Annotated in this window: 20 protein-coding genes and 1 pseudogene; 4 read left to right on the forward strand and 17 right to left on the reverse strand. The window is 66.2% G+C overall.

What is annotated here, in order from left to right; translation table 11 throughout:
- Positions 1-5: 5 nt before the first annotated feature.
- The 3 genes from FDW84_RS17490 to FDW84_RS17500 all read right to left on the reverse strand — a co-directional run bounded on the left by FDW84_RS17490 (position 6) and on the right by FDW84_RS17500 (position 2103).
- Entirely contained in the window at positions 6-491 is a 486-nt protein-coding gene (locus tag FDW84_RS17490; RefSeq protein WP_138610784.1) for a regulatory protein RecX, read from the reverse strand.
- Positions 492-632: 141 nt separating this feature from the next.
- Entirely contained in the window at positions 633-1688 is a 1056-nt protein-coding gene (recA, locus tag FDW84_RS17495; protein ID WP_138133250.1) for a recombinase RecA, read from the reverse strand.
- 190 nt (positions 1689-1878) lie between these two features.
- Positions 1879-2103 carry a DUF3046 domain-containing protein gene (locus FDW84_RS17500; RefSeq protein WP_138610766.1) on the reverse strand — a complete coding sequence of 75 codons (225 nt, stop codon included), beginning with the start codon at positions 2101-2103 and terminating at the stop codon, positions 1879-1881.
- A 41-nt stretch (positions 2104-2144) separates the two neighbouring features.
- Between FDW84_RS17500 and FDW84_RS17505 the strand changes: the two genes are divergently transcribed.
- On the forward strand, positions 2145-2681 hold the full coding sequence (locus FDW84_RS17505; protein WP_138610767.1) for a MarR family winged helix-turn-helix transcriptional regulator: 537 nt from the start codon (positions 2145-2147) through the stop codon (positions 2679-2681).
- An 89-nt stretch (positions 2682-2770) separates the two neighbouring features.
- On the opposite strand, the gene FDW84_RS17510 is transcribed toward FDW84_RS17505, so the two are convergent.
- The 7 genes from FDW84_RS17510 to FDW84_RS17540 all read right to left on the reverse strand — a co-directional run bounded on the left by FDW84_RS17510 (position 2771) and on the right by FDW84_RS17540 (position 10733).
- On the reverse strand, positions 2771-3223 hold the full coding sequence (locus FDW84_RS17510) for a helix-turn-helix domain-containing protein (protein WP_138610768.1): 453 nt from the start codon (positions 3221-3223) through the stop codon (positions 2771-2773).
- Positions 3224-3389: 166 nt separating this feature from the next.
- Complete coding sequence (locus FDW84_RS17515) at positions 3390-3884, reverse strand: CinA family protein (RefSeq protein WP_138610769.1); 495 nt, start codon at positions 3882-3884, stop codon at positions 3390-3392.
- A complete protein-coding gene (gene pgsA, locus FDW84_RS17520; protein ID WP_138133255.1) occupies positions 3881-4525 on the reverse strand; it encodes a CDP-diacylglycerol--glycerol-3-phosphate 3-phosphatidyltransferase in 645 nt (214 codons plus the stop codon). The genes FDW84_RS17515 and pgsA overlap by 4 nt, the downstream gene beginning before the upstream one ends.
- Positions 4526-4548: 23 nt before the next feature.
- Positions 4549-7461, reverse strand: a complete 2913-nt coding sequence (locus tag FDW84_RS17525; protein ID WP_138610770.1) for an FtsK/SpoIIIE family DNA translocase — start codon at positions 7459-7461, stop codon at positions 4549-4551.
- A gap of 134 nt (positions 7462-7595) precedes the next feature.
- A complete protein-coding gene (locus tag FDW84_RS17530; protein WP_138610771.1) occupies positions 7596-9287 on the reverse strand; it encodes a ribonuclease J in 1692 nt (563 codons plus the stop codon).
- 40 nt (positions 9288-9327) lie between these two features.
- Positions 9328-10236: a 4-hydroxy-tetrahydrodipicolinate synthase gene (gene dapA, locus FDW84_RS17535; RefSeq protein WP_138610772.1), complete on the reverse strand. Its 909-nt coding sequence runs from the start codon at positions 10234-10236 to the stop codon at positions 9328-9330.
- A 137-nt stretch (positions 10237-10373) separates the two neighbouring features.
- Positions 10374-10733, reverse strand: a complete 360-nt coding sequence (locus FDW84_RS17540) for a hypothetical protein (RefSeq protein ID WP_371419185.1) — start codon at positions 10731-10733, stop codon at positions 10374-10376.
- Positions 10734-10818: 85 nt separating this feature from the next.
- Here FDW84_RS17540 and FDW84_RS17545 point away from each other — a divergent pair, with 85 nt between their 5' ends.
- The gene (locus FDW84_RS17545) at positions 10819-12054 is read left to right on the forward strand and encodes a heparan-alpha-glucosaminide N-acetyltransferase domain-containing protein (RefSeq protein WP_138610774.1); all 1236 of its coding nucleotides are present in this window, start codon (positions 10819-10821) and stop codon (positions 12052-12054) included.
- A gap of 65 nt (positions 12055-12119) precedes the next feature.
- Here the strand turns inward: FDW84_RS17545 and FDW84_RS17550 are convergent, their stop codons facing one another.
- From FDW84_RS17550 to FDW84_RS19840, 7 genes and pseudogenes are all read right to left on the reverse strand, one after another.
- Positions 12120-12599, reverse strand: coding sequence for a hypothetical protein (locus tag FDW84_RS17550; protein WP_138610775.1), 480 nt, complete (start codon positions 12597-12599; stop codon positions 12120-12122).
- 3 nt (positions 12600-12602) lie between these two features.
- Positions 12603-13373, reverse strand: a complete 771-nt coding sequence (dapB, locus tag FDW84_RS17555; protein WP_138610776.1) for a 4-hydroxy-tetrahydrodipicolinate reductase — start codon at positions 13371-13373, stop codon at positions 12603-12605.
- A 134-nt stretch (positions 13374-13507) separates the two neighbouring features.
- On the reverse strand, positions 13508-13981 hold the full coding sequence (locus FDW84_RS17560; RefSeq protein ID WP_138610777.1) for a molybdenum cofactor biosynthesis protein MoaE: 474 nt from the start codon (positions 13979-13981) through the stop codon (positions 13508-13510).
- Complete coding sequence (locus FDW84_RS17565) at positions 13971-14495, reverse strand: MogA/MoaB family molybdenum cofactor biosynthesis protein (RefSeq protein WP_138610778.1); 525 nt, start codon at positions 14493-14495, stop codon at positions 13971-13973. The genes FDW84_RS17560 and FDW84_RS17565 overlap by 11 nt, the downstream gene beginning before the upstream one ends.
- On the reverse strand, positions 14492-14986 hold the full coding sequence (gene moaC, locus FDW84_RS17570; protein ID WP_138610779.1) for a cyclic pyranopterin monophosphate synthase MoaC: 495 nt from the start codon (positions 14984-14986) through the stop codon (positions 14492-14494). The genes FDW84_RS17565 and moaC overlap by 4 nt, the downstream gene beginning before the upstream one ends.
- Positions 14974-16284, reverse strand: a complete 1311-nt coding sequence (glp, locus tag FDW84_RS17575) for a molybdopterin molybdotransferase MoeA (protein WP_138610780.1) — start codon at positions 16282-16284, stop codon at positions 14974-14976. The genes moaC and glp overlap by 13 nt, the downstream gene beginning before the upstream one ends.
- Positions 16285-16307: 23 nt before the next feature.
- Positions 16308-16647: pseudogene (locus tag FDW84_RS19840) on the reverse strand (oxidoreductase); the annotation flags it as partial.
- A gap of 117 nt (positions 16648-16764) precedes the next feature.
- Between FDW84_RS19840 and moaA the strand changes: the two are divergent.
- Together moaA and FDW84_RS17590 are read left to right on the forward strand one after the other, a co-directional pair.
- On the forward strand, positions 16765-17892 hold the full coding sequence (gene moaA, locus FDW84_RS17585; protein WP_171046828.1) for a GTP 3',8-cyclase MoaA: 1128 nt from the start codon (positions 16765-16767) through the stop codon (positions 17890-17892).
- Between the two features lie 5 nt (positions 17893-17897).
- Positions 17898-18164 (forward strand): MoaD/ThiS family protein, encoded by a 267-nt coding sequence (locus tag FDW84_RS17590; RefSeq protein WP_138610781.1) that lies wholly within the window; start codon positions 17898-17900, stop codon positions 18162-18164.
- Positions 18165-18255: the final 91 nt, after the last annotated feature.

Genomic DNA, 18255 nt, shown 5'->3' on the forward strand with positions numbered 1-18255 from the left:
CGGCTTTACGCTTGGCCACTGTCGGAAAAAGCATGCGCTTCCAGGACCTCGTTCACGATCCGGAACGCCTGGGACGGCTGGTAGCCCTTGCGCGCCAGCATGGAGGCAAGCCGCCGGGCCACCTTGTCCCGATCAGCCCGGTCCTGAAGATCCAGGCCCGGGCGGATCTTCCGCTCCACCAGTTGCCGTGCTGCAGCTTCTTCATCGGCGTCCGAAAGCTGTTCCAAGGCTGCAGCGGCAGTTTCCTGGTCGATGCCCTTGTCCGCCAGTTCACGACGAAGGGCGCTTCTCGCCAGTTTCCGCGACTGGGCACGGCTCCGGACCCACATGTCCGCGAACTCGGCGTCGTTGATCAGGCGGGCCTCCTGGAACCTGTCCAGTACTTCCTCAGCAACGTGCCCGGGAATGTTCCGCTCGGCCAGCTTCTGCGCGAGCTGAAGCCTGCTCTTCGCCGAAGCGGTCAGCTGCCGGTAGACAATGGACTGCGCCACGGAAACAGGGTCCGGTTCTGCATCGGCGGCAACCGGGCCGTCCTGGGAGGCCCTGCCAGAGGACGCGCCTTCGAAGGTTGCACCACCCCGCCCGCCGGCCTTCCGCCGGCGGGGGCGGGTGCTGTCAAAGCCTGTCAACGGCTAGAACCCGTCAACGGCCTTCAGCTTCGGGGAGTCCTTGGACTCCGGCTCCGCAGGCTTCACACCTACGCCAAGCTTTTCCTTGATCAGCCGCTCAAGTTCGGCGGCCAGCTCCGGGTTGTCGCGCAGGAACCGGCGGGAGTTCTCCATGCCCTGGCCGAGCTGGTCGCCATCGTAGGTGAACCAGGAGCCGGACTTCTTGATGATGCCGTGCTCCACGCCCATATCGATGATGCCGCCCTCACGGGAAATGCCCTGGCCATAGATGATGTCGAACTCGGCCACCTTGAAGGGCGGGGCCATCTTGTTCTTGACGATCTTGGCCTTGGTGCGGTTACCCACGGAGTCCGCGCCTTCCTTGAGGGTCTGGATGCGCCGGACGTCGATGCGGACAGAGGCATAGAACTTCAGCGCCTTACCACCCGTGGTGGTTTCCGGGGAGCCGAAAAAGACACCGATCTTTTCGCGGAGCTGGTTGATGAAGATTGCGGTGGTCTTGGTCTGGCTGAGGCGGCCGGTAATTTTACGCAGTGCCTGGCTCATGAGCCGTGCCTGGAGGCCGACGTGGCTGTCGCCCATGTCGCCTTCGATTTCCGCGCGCGGCACCAGGGCTGCCACGGAGTCGATAACGATGATGTCCAGCGAGCCGGAGCCGACCAGCATGTCCATGATCTCCAGGGCCTGTTCACCGGTGTCCGGCTGCGAAACGAGGAGGGCGTCCGTGTCCACGCCAAGCTTGGCAGCGTAATCCGGGTCCAGTGCGTGCTCGGCATCAATGAAGGCCGCGATGCCGCCGGCGCGCTGGGCGCTTGCTACCGCATGCAGGGCAACGGTGGTCTTACCGGAGGATTCCGGCCCGTAGATTTCGATGACCCGGCCTCGGGGCAGGCCGCCAATTCCGAGGGCAACGTCGAGGGCTATGGAGCCGGTAGGAATAACCTCGATCGGGGCCCGGACTTCATCGCCGAGCCGCATGACCGACCCTTTACCGAACTGCTTGTCGATCTGGGCAAGGGCTGCTTCGAGCGCTTTTGCACGATCCGGGGCTGCCGCCATGGTTCACACCTCTAATGCTTTCTCGCTGTGGAGTGGCCTCAGCGGCCGTTTATTGGTCATCTCTGACGCTAATGGGACCCACTGACATTCCGGCCGGAAGACGGCGGTTATGTGGATAACCCGCTGGGAAAAGCATAGCTTTACCCGAACAGGTATTCGAACAGGAGCGCGGCGTGTCCGGGGAATCCGGCTAGTCCGTGCGGGGCTTGATGTCCCGGCCAAGCCTGCGCTCAGGGGGTACATCCTGCACGTCGCAAACAGCCAGCCACACCTTGCGCGGCTCGACGCCGGCAGCAAGCGCCTGGTCTGCGGTGCGTCCGCCCACTCCGGCAAGAACAAGGCTGCTGCTGAGGACCCGCGAGTACCCGGCACCAAACTCGTCGTCCATGAGTCGCCAATAGTCGCTGATTCGCACCAGAAAATTCTCTCACGAACGCACGTCCTAGAATTGTTGCCATGAGCAACTCCCCTGATGCCCCCTCCGTGGAAGGCCGCCCGGACGAAGCGGACGTGGACGCAGCCGTGCAGAACGTGGAACACCAGATCAGCCTTTTTTGGCGGCGCGCACGGGCAGTTTCCAACCAGCTCTCCCGGCAGGTCCATCCGGATATGGAGCCGGCAGCCTATGGCCTGCTGGCAGTGATCCGCCGGGAGGGACCCATTCGCCTCACTGATCTCGCCATGAACATCGGCGTGGGGAAACCGTCCGTCAGCCGGCAGATCGCTTTCCTCGAAAGCCTCGGGCTCGTGTCCAAGGAGGCCGACCCGCTGGACGGAAGGGCACAGGCAATCCGCCTGACGCCCAAGGGGGAAGAGAAGATGCATCAGGTCCAGGATGCCCGGCGGCAGGTCTTCCGCGAACGGCTGGGCGAATGGCCGGTGGAGGACCTGCAGGAACTCGCGCGGTACATGGCCAAGCTCAACGCTACCTACGAGCGTGACGGGTTCCCGAGGGATGGCTTGGTGGCTAACCCGGACGGCACGCAGCAGTAGGCATGCTGAAGCCCCCGGCGGGTTGCCAGGGGCTTCAGTCTGATCAGCTTTTGGTGGGTGTTCCCCTGCCTTGCCCTTCGGCGTAACCGCTACCGGGCGCCGGAGAGAAGGCCGGTGGAAAGTTCGTCGTTGAGGTCAGTGTTCAGGTCGCGCTCAAGGTCACGGCCGTAACGCTGGGAGAATTCCTGGGGAACGGTGTCCGGAACCGCAACGCCTTCCGCCACTGCCACCCGGTCGCTCACTTCGCGAAGCATGCTGGACAACGGAACATCCAGTGCCGAGCAAATCGAGGACAGAAGCTCGGACGACGCCTCCTTCTGGCCGCGCTCCACTTCACTGAGGTAACCCAGGGAGACACGGGCGCTGTGCGAAACTTCACGGAGCGTACGCCCCTGGCGCTGGCGGACATCGCGCAGGACATCACCAATTTCGTGACGAAGTACAACCATCTTGCGCTCCTTCTGTTCGCTCTTACCCTGATCGGCGAGGCCCACATCCTTCCAGCGGACAACGCCGTTTACGGATACGGGCTGTTTTACCATCTGTATCGCCTTGCTCCCTCATAGGTCAGGTCCGCCGTGAAGCGAACCGTCGTGGTGATTTCATCCTAGGCGCCTCCACTCTCCGGAAGCGACACAATGTAATAACTAATCGGTACCGGCTTTTGTTCCCGTCAACTTTACGCCCGGTAACATAGTCCGGCCAGCGTCATGCGGACAGGACTTCGAGAAGCCTTTCCAGGGCCGCTCCGCAGGCCTGCGCGCGGATTTCTGCCCTGCCTCCTGAAAACAGGTACTGGAAGCCATTTGTTCCCGCCGCCGTGGCGATGCCGATGTACACAGTTCCCACCGGCTTGCCGTCGTGCGCTTCCGGCCCGGCCACTCCCGTTGTGGCCACGCCGATATCAGCGCCCAGGGCCGTGCGGGCGCCTGCGGCCATGGCGGCGGCCACTCCGCCGTCAACGGATCCGACGTCGGCCAGCAGCTCCTGGGAGACCTTCAGCAGGTTCGCTTTCACCGAGTTCTGGTAAGCCACCACGCCGCCCTGCAGCATCCCGGAGGCGCCCGGCGTATCGGCCAGGACTGCGGACACCATGCCGGCGGTCAGGGATTCCGCCGTCGCTACGGTCCGCCGAAGCTCCAGGGCTTTCCGCACCGCCTGTTCAGACAGCTGGTGCAGAGAAAAATGGTGCTGGTTGCTCACGCCTGCTCCTGTCCATTGCCGGCCTTTGCCTGCAGCTTTCCCTTGGCCCGCAGGCGCATCGCCTCAACAACGTAGTCGACGCCGGTCCAGACGGTGATGACCACCGCAGCAAGCATCACGGCAAACGCCACCCACGCCAGCCATGGGGCGAACGCCGCCAGTGGCAGGAGGTAGAGGAAGATCGCGGCAGTCTGCACTACAGTCTTTAGCTTGCCGCCGCGCGAAGCCGGGATCACCCCGTAGCGGATCACGAAGAAACGCAGCCCGGTAATGCCCCATTCCCGGACCAGGATCACCAGGGTCATCCACCAGGGCAGCTCGCCCAGTACCGACAGCATCACCAGCGCGGAGCCGGTGAGGAGCTTGTCCGCTATGGGGTCGGCGATCTTGCCGAAATCCGTGACGAGGTTCCGGCTCCTGGCGATGTCTCCGTCGAGCTTGTCGGTGTAGATGGCAACGGCGAAGGCCACCACGGCTGCCCAGCGCCAGGGTCCGGACTCGCTCTCCAGCCCGGGAGCATCGGCGATCAGGAACCACACGAAGAACGGCACCAGCGCGATGCGGATCATGGTCAGGATATTGGGAAGGTTCCAGACCCCGGCACGGCCTGGGCCGGCCGCGGTGGCATCGGTGCTAGTCACGTTTCTAGGCTACAGTCTCTGGGCTAGCGGCCGGTGAGGGACCAGGCGTCCTCGGAGCCGTCGTCGTCATCATAGCCGCCAGGCGCGGAATCCGAGCCGTCGTAATATTCGACGTTTTGCTTGCGCTTGTCGAGGTCGGCAGCGACCAGGTCCTCGGCGTAGCCGCCCTGGGCGATGTTGGCGTTGGCGTTGTCGCTCAGTGCGGCCGTCTGGGCGTCCGGCGCGGCGGGGGGCTCCTGGCCCTTCATGGCCGCCAGGACCGGTGCAAGGTCGTCGGGCTTGACCAGCACGTCGCGGGCCTTCGAACCCTCGGACGGACCCACCACTCCCCTGGACTCCAGCAGGTCCATGAGCCGCCCAGCCTTCGCGAAGCCGACCCGCAGTTTGCGCTGGAGCATGGAGGTGGATCCGAACTGCGTGGTGACCACGAGCTCCGTGGCTTGCAGCAGCACCTCGAGGTCGTCCCCGATGTCGTCGTCGATCTGCTTCTTTTCCGCTTCGGGAGCGACGTCGTCACGGTAGACGGCCTGGAGCTGTGTCTTGACGTGCTCCACCACTTTGTGGATCTCGGATTCAGTAACCCATGCGCCCTGGACACGCATGGCCTTGGATGCGCCCATCGGCAGGAACAGCGCGTCACCCTGGCCAATGAGCTTCTCGGCGCCCGGCTGGTCCAGGACCACGCGGGAGTCGGTAACGGAGGACGTGGCAAAGGCCATGCGGGAGGGCACGTTTGCCTTGATCAGTCCGGTGACAACATCCACGGACGGGCGCTGCGTAGCCAGGACCAGGTGGATGCCTGCCGCACGGGCCAGCTGGGTGATGCGGACAATCGAGTCTTCCACGTCCCGCGGCGCCACCATCATGAGGTCGGCTAGCTCGTCCACGATCACCAGCAGGTAGGGGTACGGCCGGATGACGCGCTTCGAGTCCGGCGGCGGCTGGACCTTGCCGGCCCGCACGGCCTTGTTGAAGTCGTCGATGTGCTTGAAGCCGTAATTGGCGAGGTCGTCATAGCGGGCGTCCATCTCCCGCACCACCCACTGCAGGGCTTCCGCCGCCTTCTTGGGATTAGTGATGATGGGGGTGATGAGGTGCGGGACGCCCTCATAGGCAGTCAGTTCCACACGCTTGGGGTCCACCATCACCATGCGCACTTCGTCCGGGGTGGCCCGCATCAGGATGGACGTGATCATCGAGTTCACGAAGGAGGACTTACCGGCGCCCGTGGCGCCGGCCACCAGCAGGTGGGGCATCTTGGCGAGGTTGGCCACCACGTAGCCGCCCTCCACGTCCTTGCCCACGCCCATCACCATGGGGTGGTCCGTCCGCCGGGCGTTCTGGCTGCGGAGGACGTCGCCCAGGGACACAGTCTCGCGGTCCGTGTTGGGGATCTCGATGCCGATGGCCGACTTGCCCGGGATGGGGCTCAGGATGCGGACGTCGCTGGAAGCCACCGCGTAGGAGATGTTCTTGGACAGTGCCGTGACGCGTTCCACCTTGGTGCCCGGCGCCAGTTCGATCTCGTACCGCGTGACGGTGGGACCGCGGCTGAAGCCGGTCACGGTGGCGTCGACATTGAACTGCTGGAGGGTGTCCGTCAGGGCGGCGACGACGGCGTCATTGGCTTCGGTGCGCTCCTTGGGGATGGAGCCGGGGGTGAGGTAGTCCGAGGCAGGCAGCGTGTAGGTGACGTCGCCGGCGAGCGACAGCTGCTCGGTGCGCTGCGGGATGGGCACGGGCGGCGGTGCGGGCGCCACAGGATTGGAGGGCACGGTGGGTGGGGCGGCAGGCTTGGCCGCGGCTGCAGCCACCCCGGGGGTGATCATGGGAATGGCTTCGGTTGCATTTTCCGCGCCTGAAGCAGCCGGGGAGGAAGCGGCAGCCAGGCCCTGGGCCGCTTTGATCTTTTCGACGGCGATCTCGGCCTGGGTGGGGCGGCGCACGCCCGGCGCGGGGCGCGGCTGCTGCGGTTCTTCGTCGTCGATCACTGCGTGCTCGAAGGCTTCGTCGCCCACGTAGCCGTCCAGGCCGGCGTCGCCCTCCTCCTCGTCCCTGCCGAACAGGCGGCGCTTCTTTTTCTTCGGCGTGCTCTTGGCCGGGGCCTGCGCCGTCCGCTCCAGGTAGCTGCGGTCGTGGGTGTTCCGGTCCTGCTCATCCATCAGGTCGAGGCCCATCAGGTGCTCGTAGGCAGCGCGCAGCCGGCGCGGAATCGCGGTGAACGGGGTGGCGGTGATGATCAGCAGTGAAACGAAGGCCAGCAGGGAGTACAGGACGAGCGGAACTGCCGGGTGGATGGCGGCCAACGGCGATGCGGCAAGAAACCCCAGCATGCCGCCCGCCTGCCGGAGCCCGTCGAAGCCCTGGGCGACGGTGGGTTGCCCACCCAGGACGTGGGCCAGCCCGCAGCCGGCGAACGTCATGATGAGGAAACCGATGCCCACCCGGTTGTTGCCGCGGCCGTCTGCGGGCTGGCGGAAGAGCCGGAAGGCGCACGCAAACAGCATCAGGGGAAGCAGCAACGAGACCCAGCCGAAGGTGCCGTTGACTACGGCATAGACGGCGTCCGGGAACCAGCCGGTAAGGCCCCACCAGGCAAAGGTGGCGATGAAGATGCCGAGGGCAAGGTTGAACAGCGCCGCGCCGTCACGGCGCTCGTCGGCGGGCAGGTCGCTGACGTCGTGGCCGATCCGCCGCACTCCTCCGCCCACCAGGTGGCCGAGGCCCAGCCATGCCCCGCCCACCACGCGCAGCAGCCACGGCTGGTGGTGTTCGACGGCGGGAAGCTGGCGGGTGCGGGCAGTGCTGGACGAGCCGCCGGCTCGTCCAGTTTTAGCGGCCGTGGAGCCTGAACCGCGTCCGGAGGAGCGGCCGGTCTTGCTGCCGGCACTGCCCCTGCTGGATCCATTGGGCGCGGAAGTAGTACGTGTGGCCATGTTGGCAACGCTACCGGAGTTCGGCTGGTTTTCCGGGGATTTGGGGCCCTGCGGGCCCTGGTTCCCGCTCTTAATGGGCTGGGGCCGGCATCCCCGCTGGTACAGGAATGCCGGCCCCTTGTCTTGGATGGCCGTCAGGCCTCGAGCACCACGGGAATGATCATGGGCCTGCGTCGCAGCTTGCGGTTGACCCAGGTGCCCACCACGCGGCGGACCACCTGCTGGAGCTGGTGGCTGGTATGGTCCGCGTGGTTCAGGACAGCCTCCTCCAGAGCGGCATTGATCTTGGGGATGATGTCGTCGAACACGGAGTCGTCTTCGGCCACGCCCCGGGCGTGGATCTCGGGCCCGGAGACCACCTTGCCGGTGGCGCGGTGAATGACGGTGATGATCGAGATGAAGCCTTCGTCGCCCAGGATGCGGCGGTCCTTGAGGTCGGCGTCAGTGATCTCGCCCACGCTGGAACCATCCACATAGATGAAGCCGACTTCAACCTGTCCCACCACGTCAGCGCGGTGGTCCTTGAGGTCGATGACTGTGCCGTTGTCGGCGAGGATGACGCTCGCCTCCGGCACGCCGGACTCGATGGCAATTTTTCCGTTGGCGATCAGGTGGCGGGTTTCCCCGTGCACCGGCATGGCGTTGAGCGGCTCCAGGATGTTGTAGCAGTACAGCAGTTCACCGGCGGCGGCGTGGCCGGAAACGTGGACCTTGGCATTGCCCTTGTGGATGACGTCGGCGCCGAGCTTGAGCAGTCCGTTGATGATCCGGAAGACAGCGTTCTCGTTGCCTGGGATCAGGCTCGAGGCCAGGATGACGGTGTCACCTTCGCCCACCACCACACGGTGGTCGCCGTTGGCCATCCGGGACAGCGCGGCCATGGGCTCGCCCTGGGAACCGGTGGACATCAGCACCACGCGGTTGTCCGGCAGGTTGTCGATGTTCTTGATGTCCACGATCAGGCCCGGCGGGACGTCCAGATAACCCAGCTTTTCCGCAATCGCCATGTTCCGGACCATGGAGCGGCCAACGAAGGCCACTTTGCGGTTGTGCTTGGCCGCCGCGTCCAGCACCTGCTGGACCCGGTGCACGTGGGACGAGAACGAAGCGACGATGATCCGCTTGGTCGCCTGGCCGAAGAGCCGTTCCAGCGTGGGGCCGATTTCCTTCTCCGCGGTGGTGAAGCCGGGGATGTCCGCATTGGTGGAGTCGGACATGAAGAGGTCCACGCCCTCCTCGCCGAGTTTGGCGAAGTGGCGGAGGTCCGTGATGCGCCCGTCCAGCGGAAGCTGGTCCATCTTGAAATCGCCCGTGTGCAGGACAGTGCCGCCTGCGGTACGGACGAACACGGCCAGGGCGTCGGGAATCGAGTGGTTGACGGCCACGAATTCGCACTCGAACGGGCCAAACTTTTCCACCTGTCCTTCCTCCACCGTGAGCGTGTACGGCCGGATGCGGTGCTCCTGCAGTTTCGCTTCGATCAGGGCAAGGGTGAGCTGCGAGCCTACCAGCGGGATGTCGTTGCGGCGGCGCAGCAGGTACGGAACGGCTCCGATGTGGTCTTCGTGGCCATGGGTGAGCACCACGGCCACGACGTCGTCCAGGCGGTCCTCGATGTAGGAGAAATCGGGCAGGATCAGGTCGACGCCGGGCTGCGTTTCCTCCGGGAAGAGGACACCGCAGTCAACGATCAGCAGCTTGCCGTCGATTTCGAACACGGCCATGTTCCGGCCGATCTCCCCCAGCCCGCCGAGCGGAACGATCCGCAGCGTGCCCTGGGGCAGGCGGGGAGGGGTGACAAGGCCGGTGAGGGCGGTTTGGGTCATATTGCACTACTTTCCAGGCGGAAGGTGCCGGTCTTAGTCCTCAGGAAAAGACCAGCCCCCCTTCCGCCAAATCCCCGCGGATGGTTTCGATCTCGGCTTCGTCCGGCTCCACGAGGGGCAAACGGACAATCGAGTTGGGCAGGACTTCCTGCCATTTAAGAATCTGCTTGGCCGCCACAGCACCCTGGACCCGCGTCATGGTGGCGCGGACTACAGGCTGGAGTTCAAAGTTGATCTTCCGGGCGGTGCTGAGGTCGTTCGCGTTGACGGCGTCGATGAGTTCACGGAAGCGGCGGGTGGCCACGTGCGTTGTGACGCCCACCAGGCCGACGGCGCCGAGGGCCATCCACGGCAGGGTCAGTCCGTCGTCGCCCGAGTAGAACAGAAGGTCCGTCTCGGCCATGACACGCGTGGCGGCGACGAAGTCAGCCTTGGCGTCCTTGACCGCAACAATGTTCGGGTGCTGCGCAAGCCGGATCATGGTGTCCGGCTCGATGGCAATGGAGGAACGGCCGGGAATGTCGTACAGCATGACGGGGACGTCGACGGCGGAGGCGATCGTCTCGAAGTGTGCGCGGACGCCTGTCTGGCTGGGCTTGTTGTAGTAAGGCGTTACCAGGAGGAGGCCGTCGACGCCGAGGGCTGCTGCCTGCTGGGAGAGGTGGACAGAGTGGGCGGTGTCGTTGGTGCCCGTGCCGGCGATGACCGCTGCCCGGCCGCCCACCGCATCCTTGACGGCGCGGAACATGCCGAGGTTCTCCTCGTCGGTCAGCGTGGACGTTTCGCCGGTGGTGCCGGTGACCACCAGGCCGTCACAGCCGTCGTCGACCAGCTTGCTCGCCAGCGCCGCCGCCTGCTCGTAATCCACTGCGCCGTCCTTCGTGAACGGCGTGACCATTGCGGTCAGAAGAGTACCGAGGGCAGGGAGATGCGCGGATGTGTCAGCCATGGAAAAAACGTTACCCTGTCCGCGGCTGGTTAGGACAATGCCGCGGGCGTGATGCACGTCAAATTACCCCAGGACGCCCGCCGCCAGTCGCACTTCCCCGGCGCCGGAGCCCTCTGCGCCGCGGACGGCTGCGGCAGTCAGGACGCGGGGCGGCTGGCGGGACGGGGCGCTGCCGCGGGTGGGTGGCAGTAGCGGCCTACCGCTGCCTGCCGCAGCCCCTCCGCCCACGAGGCGAGCCGTTGGGCGGCCCGGACGTAGTGGAACAGCTCCACGGGCGTGAGGGCGTCAATGTCCGTCTCGGAAAGCCGGCGCGCAAGTTCGGCACCCTCAGGCTGAGCGTCGAGGCTGATACCCTCCTGTTCCCACTGGACATCCTCCGGCGGACGGCCAGTGACCAACTGGCGGAAAAGGTAGTCAACGACACTTGGGCTCATGGCCTTCAAGAGTCCGCCACTGCCCGGCTCGGAAGCAGAAATTCCTGGCGATGGATTGTTCATGCCGCAATAGTATTCGAACATATATTCGAAGACAAGGAGGATTTCCTGACGACCAGGGCACAGGCAGGTGTGAGACGATCTGGTCATGACGTCCCCTAACGCGGCAAGATCAGCGCGCACAACCGGCAGTCAGCCCGGTGCGGGACGCCTCCATGGAATCGACGCCGCCCGCGGCATCGCTCTGCTGGGCATGATGGCCACGCACCTGCTCCCTACCTTCGAGTCGAACGCCGACCTGACCCCTACGTGGATTGGGCTCACGTTCTCCGGACGGGCGGCGGCCCTGTTCGCCGTCCTGGCGGGCGTGGGGCTGGCCTTGTCCACGGGGAAGCAGAAGCCGCTGGCGGGTCCGGAACTCTCGGCGGCCCGGTGTGGGGTGGCCCTGCGTGCCTTGGTGATTGCCGCCGTCGGACTTACTTTGGGCGGGGTGGAGGTCAACCTGGCCATCATCCTGGTCCATTACGGGGTGCTGTTCCTGTGTGTCCTGCCTTTCCTCGGGATGGGGCTGAAACGGCTGCTCGCCTGGGCCGGCGGCTGGATCCTTGGGTCGCCCGTGCTGGCCTACCTGCTCCGCCCGTGGCTCCTTGCGGCAGAACCGCCGCTCCAGCTGGGACACAACCCGTCATGGGAAGACCTCGCCACACCGTGCCGGCTTGTCGCGGACCTCTTCTTCACCGGTTACTACCCGGTGTTCCAGTGGCTGTCGTACCTGCTGGTGGGGCTCGTCGTCGGCCGGCTGATGCTGGTCAAGGCGATGTTGCCGGCGTTTTTGCTGGTGGCCGGCTCGGTGGCCGCCGTCCTTTCAAAAGCGCTGGGCGTCGCCGCGATGGAAGACTGGGGCGGACGGGCTGCACTGGAAAAGGTGCTCAACTCGCCGGGCTACCCCCTGCACAGCGTCCTGCAGGTCAACCTCACGGGGATTCCACAGGAAGGATCGTGGTGGTGGCTGGCCTCCGCCGCACCCCATTCGGGCACCACCCTAGACCTGCTGCATACCTCTGCAGTGGCGGTCGCGGTGATCGGCGCCTGCCTTCTGCTGGGCCGGCTGGCGGAGTGGGTGGACCTGGACCTGCTGCTGCCGCTGCGTGGTCCCGGCGCCATGACCCTTTCCCTCTACACGGTCCACGTCTGGGTGGTGTCGGGGTTCTACCTCAAGCCGCTCCCCGCGGGCTGGACTGAGGACGGGATGTACTTTGCCCAGGCCGCCACTGCCATCGTGGTGGGCATGGTGTTCGTCCTGCTCAAGTGGCGCGGCCCGCTGGAATGGCTGGGCCATGCCGCCAACCAGGTGGGCCGGGGCCAGGTCAAGAGCCTGCGGTAGCGCCACCACGCTGCCCCCCGGCGCCGCACCCTTCCCTTGGTGCCGCGGCACCAAGGGAAGGTTAGCTAGGCCGGAACCTTGCCGCGGAAGAGCCTGACGGCGTCGCGCATGGAGGCGCGGGCGCGCTTGCGGTCACCTGCGGCGTCGTAGGCGCAGCTCAAACGGAACCAGGAGCGCCAATCGTCCGGAGCCGCCTCCGCCTCGGCGCGGTATTTCTCGAACTCGGCGTCGGCTGCCGCGCGGATAATCCGGCCCGCGGGGGTGCGGGGCAGTTCGTCCACGGGCAGGCCGCCCTCGGCTTCGAGGACCTTTGCCATTTGCTCCGTCCGGGCCCCGAACATCAGTTCACGGATCAGTGCCCAGGCTCCGATGACAGGCAGTACCAGGTAGGCGGCACCGATCGCTACTGCTGCGGGGTTGCTGTCCGTCAGCAGGAGGATGGACCGCTGGAAGGACACCACCAGGTAGAAAACCAGGAGCAGTGTCACTGCCCCTACCCAGATCTTGGTGCGGTTCTTCCCGAGCGCTGCCACCAGTCCGCCCATGGCCTAGAGCCCCAGGTCCAAGTAGCCGTCCAGCCCCACGGTCAGTCCGGGGTGGGTGGCGACGTTGCGCACGCCCAGAAGGACGCCCGGCATGAAGGAGGCACGGTCGAAGGAATCGTGGCGCAGGGTCAGCTGCTCGCCAGCACCGCCAAGCAGGACTTCCTGGTGGGCCACAAGGCCGCGGAGCCGCACGCTGTGGACCCGGATGCCGTCCACCTCGCAGCCGCGGGCACCGGCGAGTTCGCTGGTGGTGGCGTCCGGGCCGGGCGGGACCTGTGCAGCGGCACGTTCGGCTGCGATCAGCTGTGCGGTACGGACGGCGGTTCCCGAGGGCGCGTCCACCTTGTCCGGGTGGTGCAGTTCGATGATTTCCACCGATTCGAAGTACCTGGCTGCCTTGGCAGCGAAGGCCGAGGCGAGCACCGAGCCCAGGGCAAAGTTGGGGGCGATCAGCACTCCGGTTTCCGGGTGGCCTGCCAGCAGGTCCCTCAGGGCCGAGAGCTTTCCTTCGTCCCAGCCGGTGGTGCCAACGACGGCGTGGATGCCGTTTTCGACGGCGAAGCGGACGTTTGCTTCGGTGCTTTCCGGCACGGTCAGGTCCACCACGAATTTTGCGCCGGCGGCAGTCACCTGGTCCAGCGAGTCGCCGCGGCCGAGGGCGGCGACCAGCTTCATGTCGGGCGCGGCTTCAACGGCCTTCACGGCTTCGGCGCCCATGCGCCCGTTAGCGCCCAGCACGGCGACGGGCAAGGGAGCAGAGAGTTGTTCGGTCATGGCTTTAAGCCTACCGGGGGGCGTGCGCCGCGCAGGAAACGGGAAGCGTGCGTTACCTCGCAGGAAGCGCCGCTTCCCCCTGGAAGCGCGAAACCAGCGGACGTCCGTTATTTATCAGATTGCGCCAGGCCGCCTCAGCCGCCCGCGCCGACCCATTCCACGGTTCCGTCGGCAAAGAACTGTTCCTTCCAAATGGGAACCTGCTCCTTGATCCGGTCCACCAATTCGGAGCACACGGCGAAGGCCTGGCCGCGGTGCGCGGCCGACACGGCGCAGACCAGCGCGGGGTCGCCGATCTCGAGCATGCCGATCCGGTGGGCTGCCCAGATGCGCACGGGCTGCGAGGTTCCGCCACCGTCCCCGCTGGCTGCCGCCTGTTCGGCAGCCAGCTGCGCGACGACGTCGGACATCACCTGGTGGGCCGTGGGATGCGCGCTGTAGCTGAGCCGCTCCACCAATTTGCCGCCGTCATGGTTCCGCACGACGCCGCTGAAGCTGACCACCGCGCCAGCAGTATCGCTTTCCACGGCCGCGATAGCCTGGTTGACGGAGATCGGCTCCGCGCTCAGGACGGCGTTGACTACCTCGAATGCCGCTTCAGTGCCCATGTCCGCCTTCCAGCTGGTCGCAAAGATGCCCGATCACCGGGTCAAGGACGCTTAGTCCGTCCATGACTCCCTTTGGTGAGCCGGGCAGGTTGACGATGAAGGTCTTTCCGGCAGCACCCGCGTGTCCGCGGCTAAGGGCCGCCAACGGAGTCTTCGCGGCACCGGCGCGGCGGATCGCTTCCATAATGCCCGGGATCTCGCGGTCCAGGAGCGGCAGGGTAACGTCCGGTGTGCGGTCGTCGGGGCTGAGGCCGGTGCCGCCGCTGGTAATCACGACGGCGGGGCGCTGGGTGAGGAGCGCACGGAGGGCTGCGCCGACGGGCTCGCCGTCGGGAACCACCATGGCAGGAAAGACGTCAAAACCGTGTTCCGTAAGCCAATCGGTGATTACGGGGCCGGTTTCGTCGTCGTAGATACCGGCGGCGGCACGCGTGGAGGCGATCACGACGCCGGCCTTCCGGCCCTGGACGTCGCCGTGGCGGTGCGGTTCGGGGGCGTTATGGGTGCTGGTCACAGTGTCCAGTCCCCGCTCTTGCCACCGCTCTTGGCCAGCACCTTGATGTCGTTCAGTACGGCGTGCTTGTCCACGGCCTTGATCATGTCATAGACGCTCAACGCCGCGACCGAAGCGGCGGTGAGGGCCTCCATTTCCACCCCGGTCACGCCGCGGGTCTTGACCGTGGCGAGAATGGCCACGGACTCCGCTTCGAGCTCAAAGTCCACGGTGACCTTGGACAGCGGCAGCGGGTGGCACAGCGGGATCAGCTCGGGGGTCTTCTTGGCCGCCATGATTCCGGCCACCCGCGCCACGGCCAGGGCATCCCCCTTGGGCAGGCCGCCGGATCCAAGCATGCCCATCACCTCTGCCGTGGTGTGGACGGTGGCTCTGGCGGTGGCCTCGCGGGTGGTTTCGGCCTTGGCGGAAACATCCACCATCTGGGCGCTGCCGTCCTGGCGCAGGTGCGTCAGTGCGGCAGGGGTCTGTTCTGCATTCACAGCATCCATACTTCCACCTCCTCCCCCGCCGCGAGCGCGCCCACTCCTGCCGGGACGTGGACAAGCACGTTGGAACCGGCCAAGGCGTGCATCAGGTGCGAGCTTTCCCCGCCCTGCAATGCCACGGTCCCATCCGGGCCGAGGGTGCCGCGCCGGACCTGGTGTTTGTGTTCCGGGGAGGTGAGGGGCTGGCTCAGGCGCGCGCGCAGTGGCAGGCGCGGTACCGGAGTGCCGAAGAGGCCGGCGAGGACGGGGCGGAGGAACATTTCAAAGGACACCAGGCAGCTGACTGGATTGCCGGGAAAGCCCAGGAAGGGGCGCCCTTCGAAGGTGCCGATTCCCTGCGGACCACCCGGCTGCATCGCTACGTGCAGGAACTCCACCGGCTGGTCCGCCATGGCCTGCCGGACCACCTCGTACGCGCCCTTGCTGACTCCGCCGGTGGTGACGATCAGGTCAACACCCGCGCCTTCGCTTCGCAGCAGCTGTCGAAGTGCTTCCGGATCATCGGTGGCGATTCCTGCGCGCTGGACCTCCATCCCTGCCTGCTTCATGGCAGCTTCCAGGAGCGTGCCGTTGGAGTCGTAGATTTTTCCGGCCGGCAGCTCCTGGCCGGGCTGGACCACCTCGTCACCCGTGGTGACGAGGAGGACTGTCACGGCCCGGTGGACAGTCACCTCCGGGATGCCCAGCGCCGCGAGCAGCCCCAGCTGCGCGGGGCCCAGGAAGGTACCGGTGGCCAGGGCTGTCTCGCCGGCCCGCACATCGCTGCCGGCGTCCCGGACAAAGGTGCCGGGGGTTGCCGGGGGCAACCATACCGTCGTCTCCGTGCCCAGCCCGCCGTGCGGCAGGAATCGGTCCGGGACAGCCCTCTCAATCGGGACGACGGCATCGGCCCCCTCCGGGAGCATGGCGCCGGTCATGATGGGGGCAGCCATCCCGGCCTCCAGTGCTGCGGGACTGGCGCCCGCCGGAACGGCGGGCATGACGCGCAGCCCTGCTCCGCCGTCGGGCACGTCTGCGGAACGGATGGCATAGCCGTCCATCTGCGAGTTGGCGAAAGGCGGAAGGCTGATGGGTGCGCGGATGTCGTCGACCAGGCCGCGGCCCAGCGCTTCCTGCAGGGGCAGCAGTTCAGTACGCTCGGGTGACCGCAACGGCTGGAGGAGCCCAGCGACGGCAGCGGCATGGTCAGCAACGGACCGCGACTGGTGTCCGGCATGGTGCCTGGCTTCAGGGGCGGTTCCGCCGCCGCCGCGGCGCAGCGCGTTCTCCAGTGAGGCTCCGTGCAGTTCCGGGCTGGTCATGGTTCCACCTTCAGTTCAGCCTTTCAGGGTTGCACGTCCACTCTAATCGTGTGCAGGCCTGTTGCTCCGTCGGGGGCCACAGGCCGGCTCTGCTCCTCCTGGACGCGGCCGGCGAGATCGATGGCGCGGACCTGGACCTCGTACTGCCCTTCAGCCATGTCCACCGTCAGCTTCCGTTGATACCAGGTGTCCAGCGAGATGTCCGGCGCCAGATCCGCCTGCTGCCGCGGTTTACGCGCAACTCCACCTTCCCGACCCCCGTTTTCTGGGCCGCCCAGGCGACACCGCCGAAGATCACGGCTCCGGCCCGCACACTGTGCCCTTTCGCGGCACGTCGATCCTTGGGGAGGTCTTGATGGGCCCCGCTCGGACCGGGGAGACCGGTGAACCGGGGGGACCGTCCCGTTTGCAGGTTCTGCTGCTGCCCCTTTCGGCCGTCACGGGTGTGATGCACGCCCCAAGGTGGCGTAGCCTGAATTCATGAGTGTCCAGCTAGGCATGCCGCAGCCCCGGGAGGAAGCAGCCGCTGCCCTGCCGTCGGTACCCGCTGCCCGTCCCGCTGATGCTCCGGCCGGACTGGCTGACCGGTACGGCAGGCGCGCCACGGACATGCGGTTGTCTTTGACTGACAAGTGCAACCTTCGCTGCACCTACTGCATGCCGGCGGAGGGGCTTGAGTGGCTCTCGAAGCAGGCGGTGATGTCTGCGGAGGAGATCGTCCGGATTGTTCGGATCGGCGTTAATCAACTGGGCGTGCGGGAGCTGCGCCTGACCGGCGGCGAACCGCTGGTGCGGCACGACCTGGTGGAGATCATCGCCGCCCTGCGCCGCAACCATCCCAGCCTTCCTGTCTCGATGACCACCAACGGCGTGGGCCTGGCGAAAAAAGCCGCGGCGTTGAAGGCGGCAGGCCTCACCCGCATCAACGTTTCCCTGGACTCCCTGCACGAGGAGACCTTTACCCAGCTCACGCGACGGCCGTTCCTGAACCAGGTGCTGGCGGGTGTTGATGCCGCCTGGGCCGCCGGGCTGGGACCGGTAAAGCTCAACGCCGTCCTGATGCGTGGCATCAACGACGCCGAGGCGCCGTCGTTGCTCGCCTGGGCGCTGGAGCGGGGGTACGAGCTGCGCTTCATCGAGCAAATGCCCCTTGACGCCGACCACGGCTGGACCCGCCGGAACATGATTACGGCCGCCGAGATCCGCGATCTGCTGTCTTCTGATTTTGTCCTGGGCCCGGACCCGCGTGCGCGTGACGGCGCCCCGGCAGAGCGTTTTGAAGTACGACGGCGGGCGGCGGGCTCCGCGGGTGCGTCCGGTCCGCTGCTGGGCACGGTGGGGATCATCGCCTCGGTCACGGAACCCTTCTGCTCGGACTGCCGGAGGACCAGGATCACGGCCGAAGGCAAGATCATGAGCTGCCTCTTCTCCCGGGAAGAGTTTGACCTGCTGGGCCTGCTGCGGTCGGGGGCCAGCGATGAAGCCCTCGCCAAGCGGTGGCAGGACGCGATGTGGCTGAAGCCGAAGGCCCACGGAATGGACCACGTGGGACTCGATGCTCCGGACTTCGTCCAGCCGGACCGCAGCATGAGCGCCATCGGGGGCTGACACTTATGAACGTACGCTACTTTGCTGCCGCACGCGCTGCTGCGGGCCAGGAGGAGGAGAGCTTCGACCTGGCGCCGGATGCCACCGTGGCCGACCTCCTGGAGACCGTCCTGTCCGTAAAGCGGCCGGAGCCTCCTGCCGGAACTCCCCCGTTGCCCCGCATTCTGTCCCGCAGCAGTTTCCTGCTCAACGAGGTGGCAGTTCGGGACCATTCGACGGTCCTGGCTCCCGACGACGTAGTAGACGTGCTGCCTCCCTTTGCCGGGGGCTAGGAGTACCTTTCGACGTTGGTTCGCGCGGCCGAATGGATTGGCAATGCCTGCCTGGATGATGCTCGTCTGAAGCAGATGTTTGCGGGGGCGC

It is taken from the genome of Pseudarthrobacter sp. NamE5 (genome assembly GCF_005796225.1).
In the GTDB taxonomy this organism is placed as follows: Bacteria; Actinomycetota; Actinomycetes; order Actinomycetales; family Micrococcaceae; genus Arthrobacter.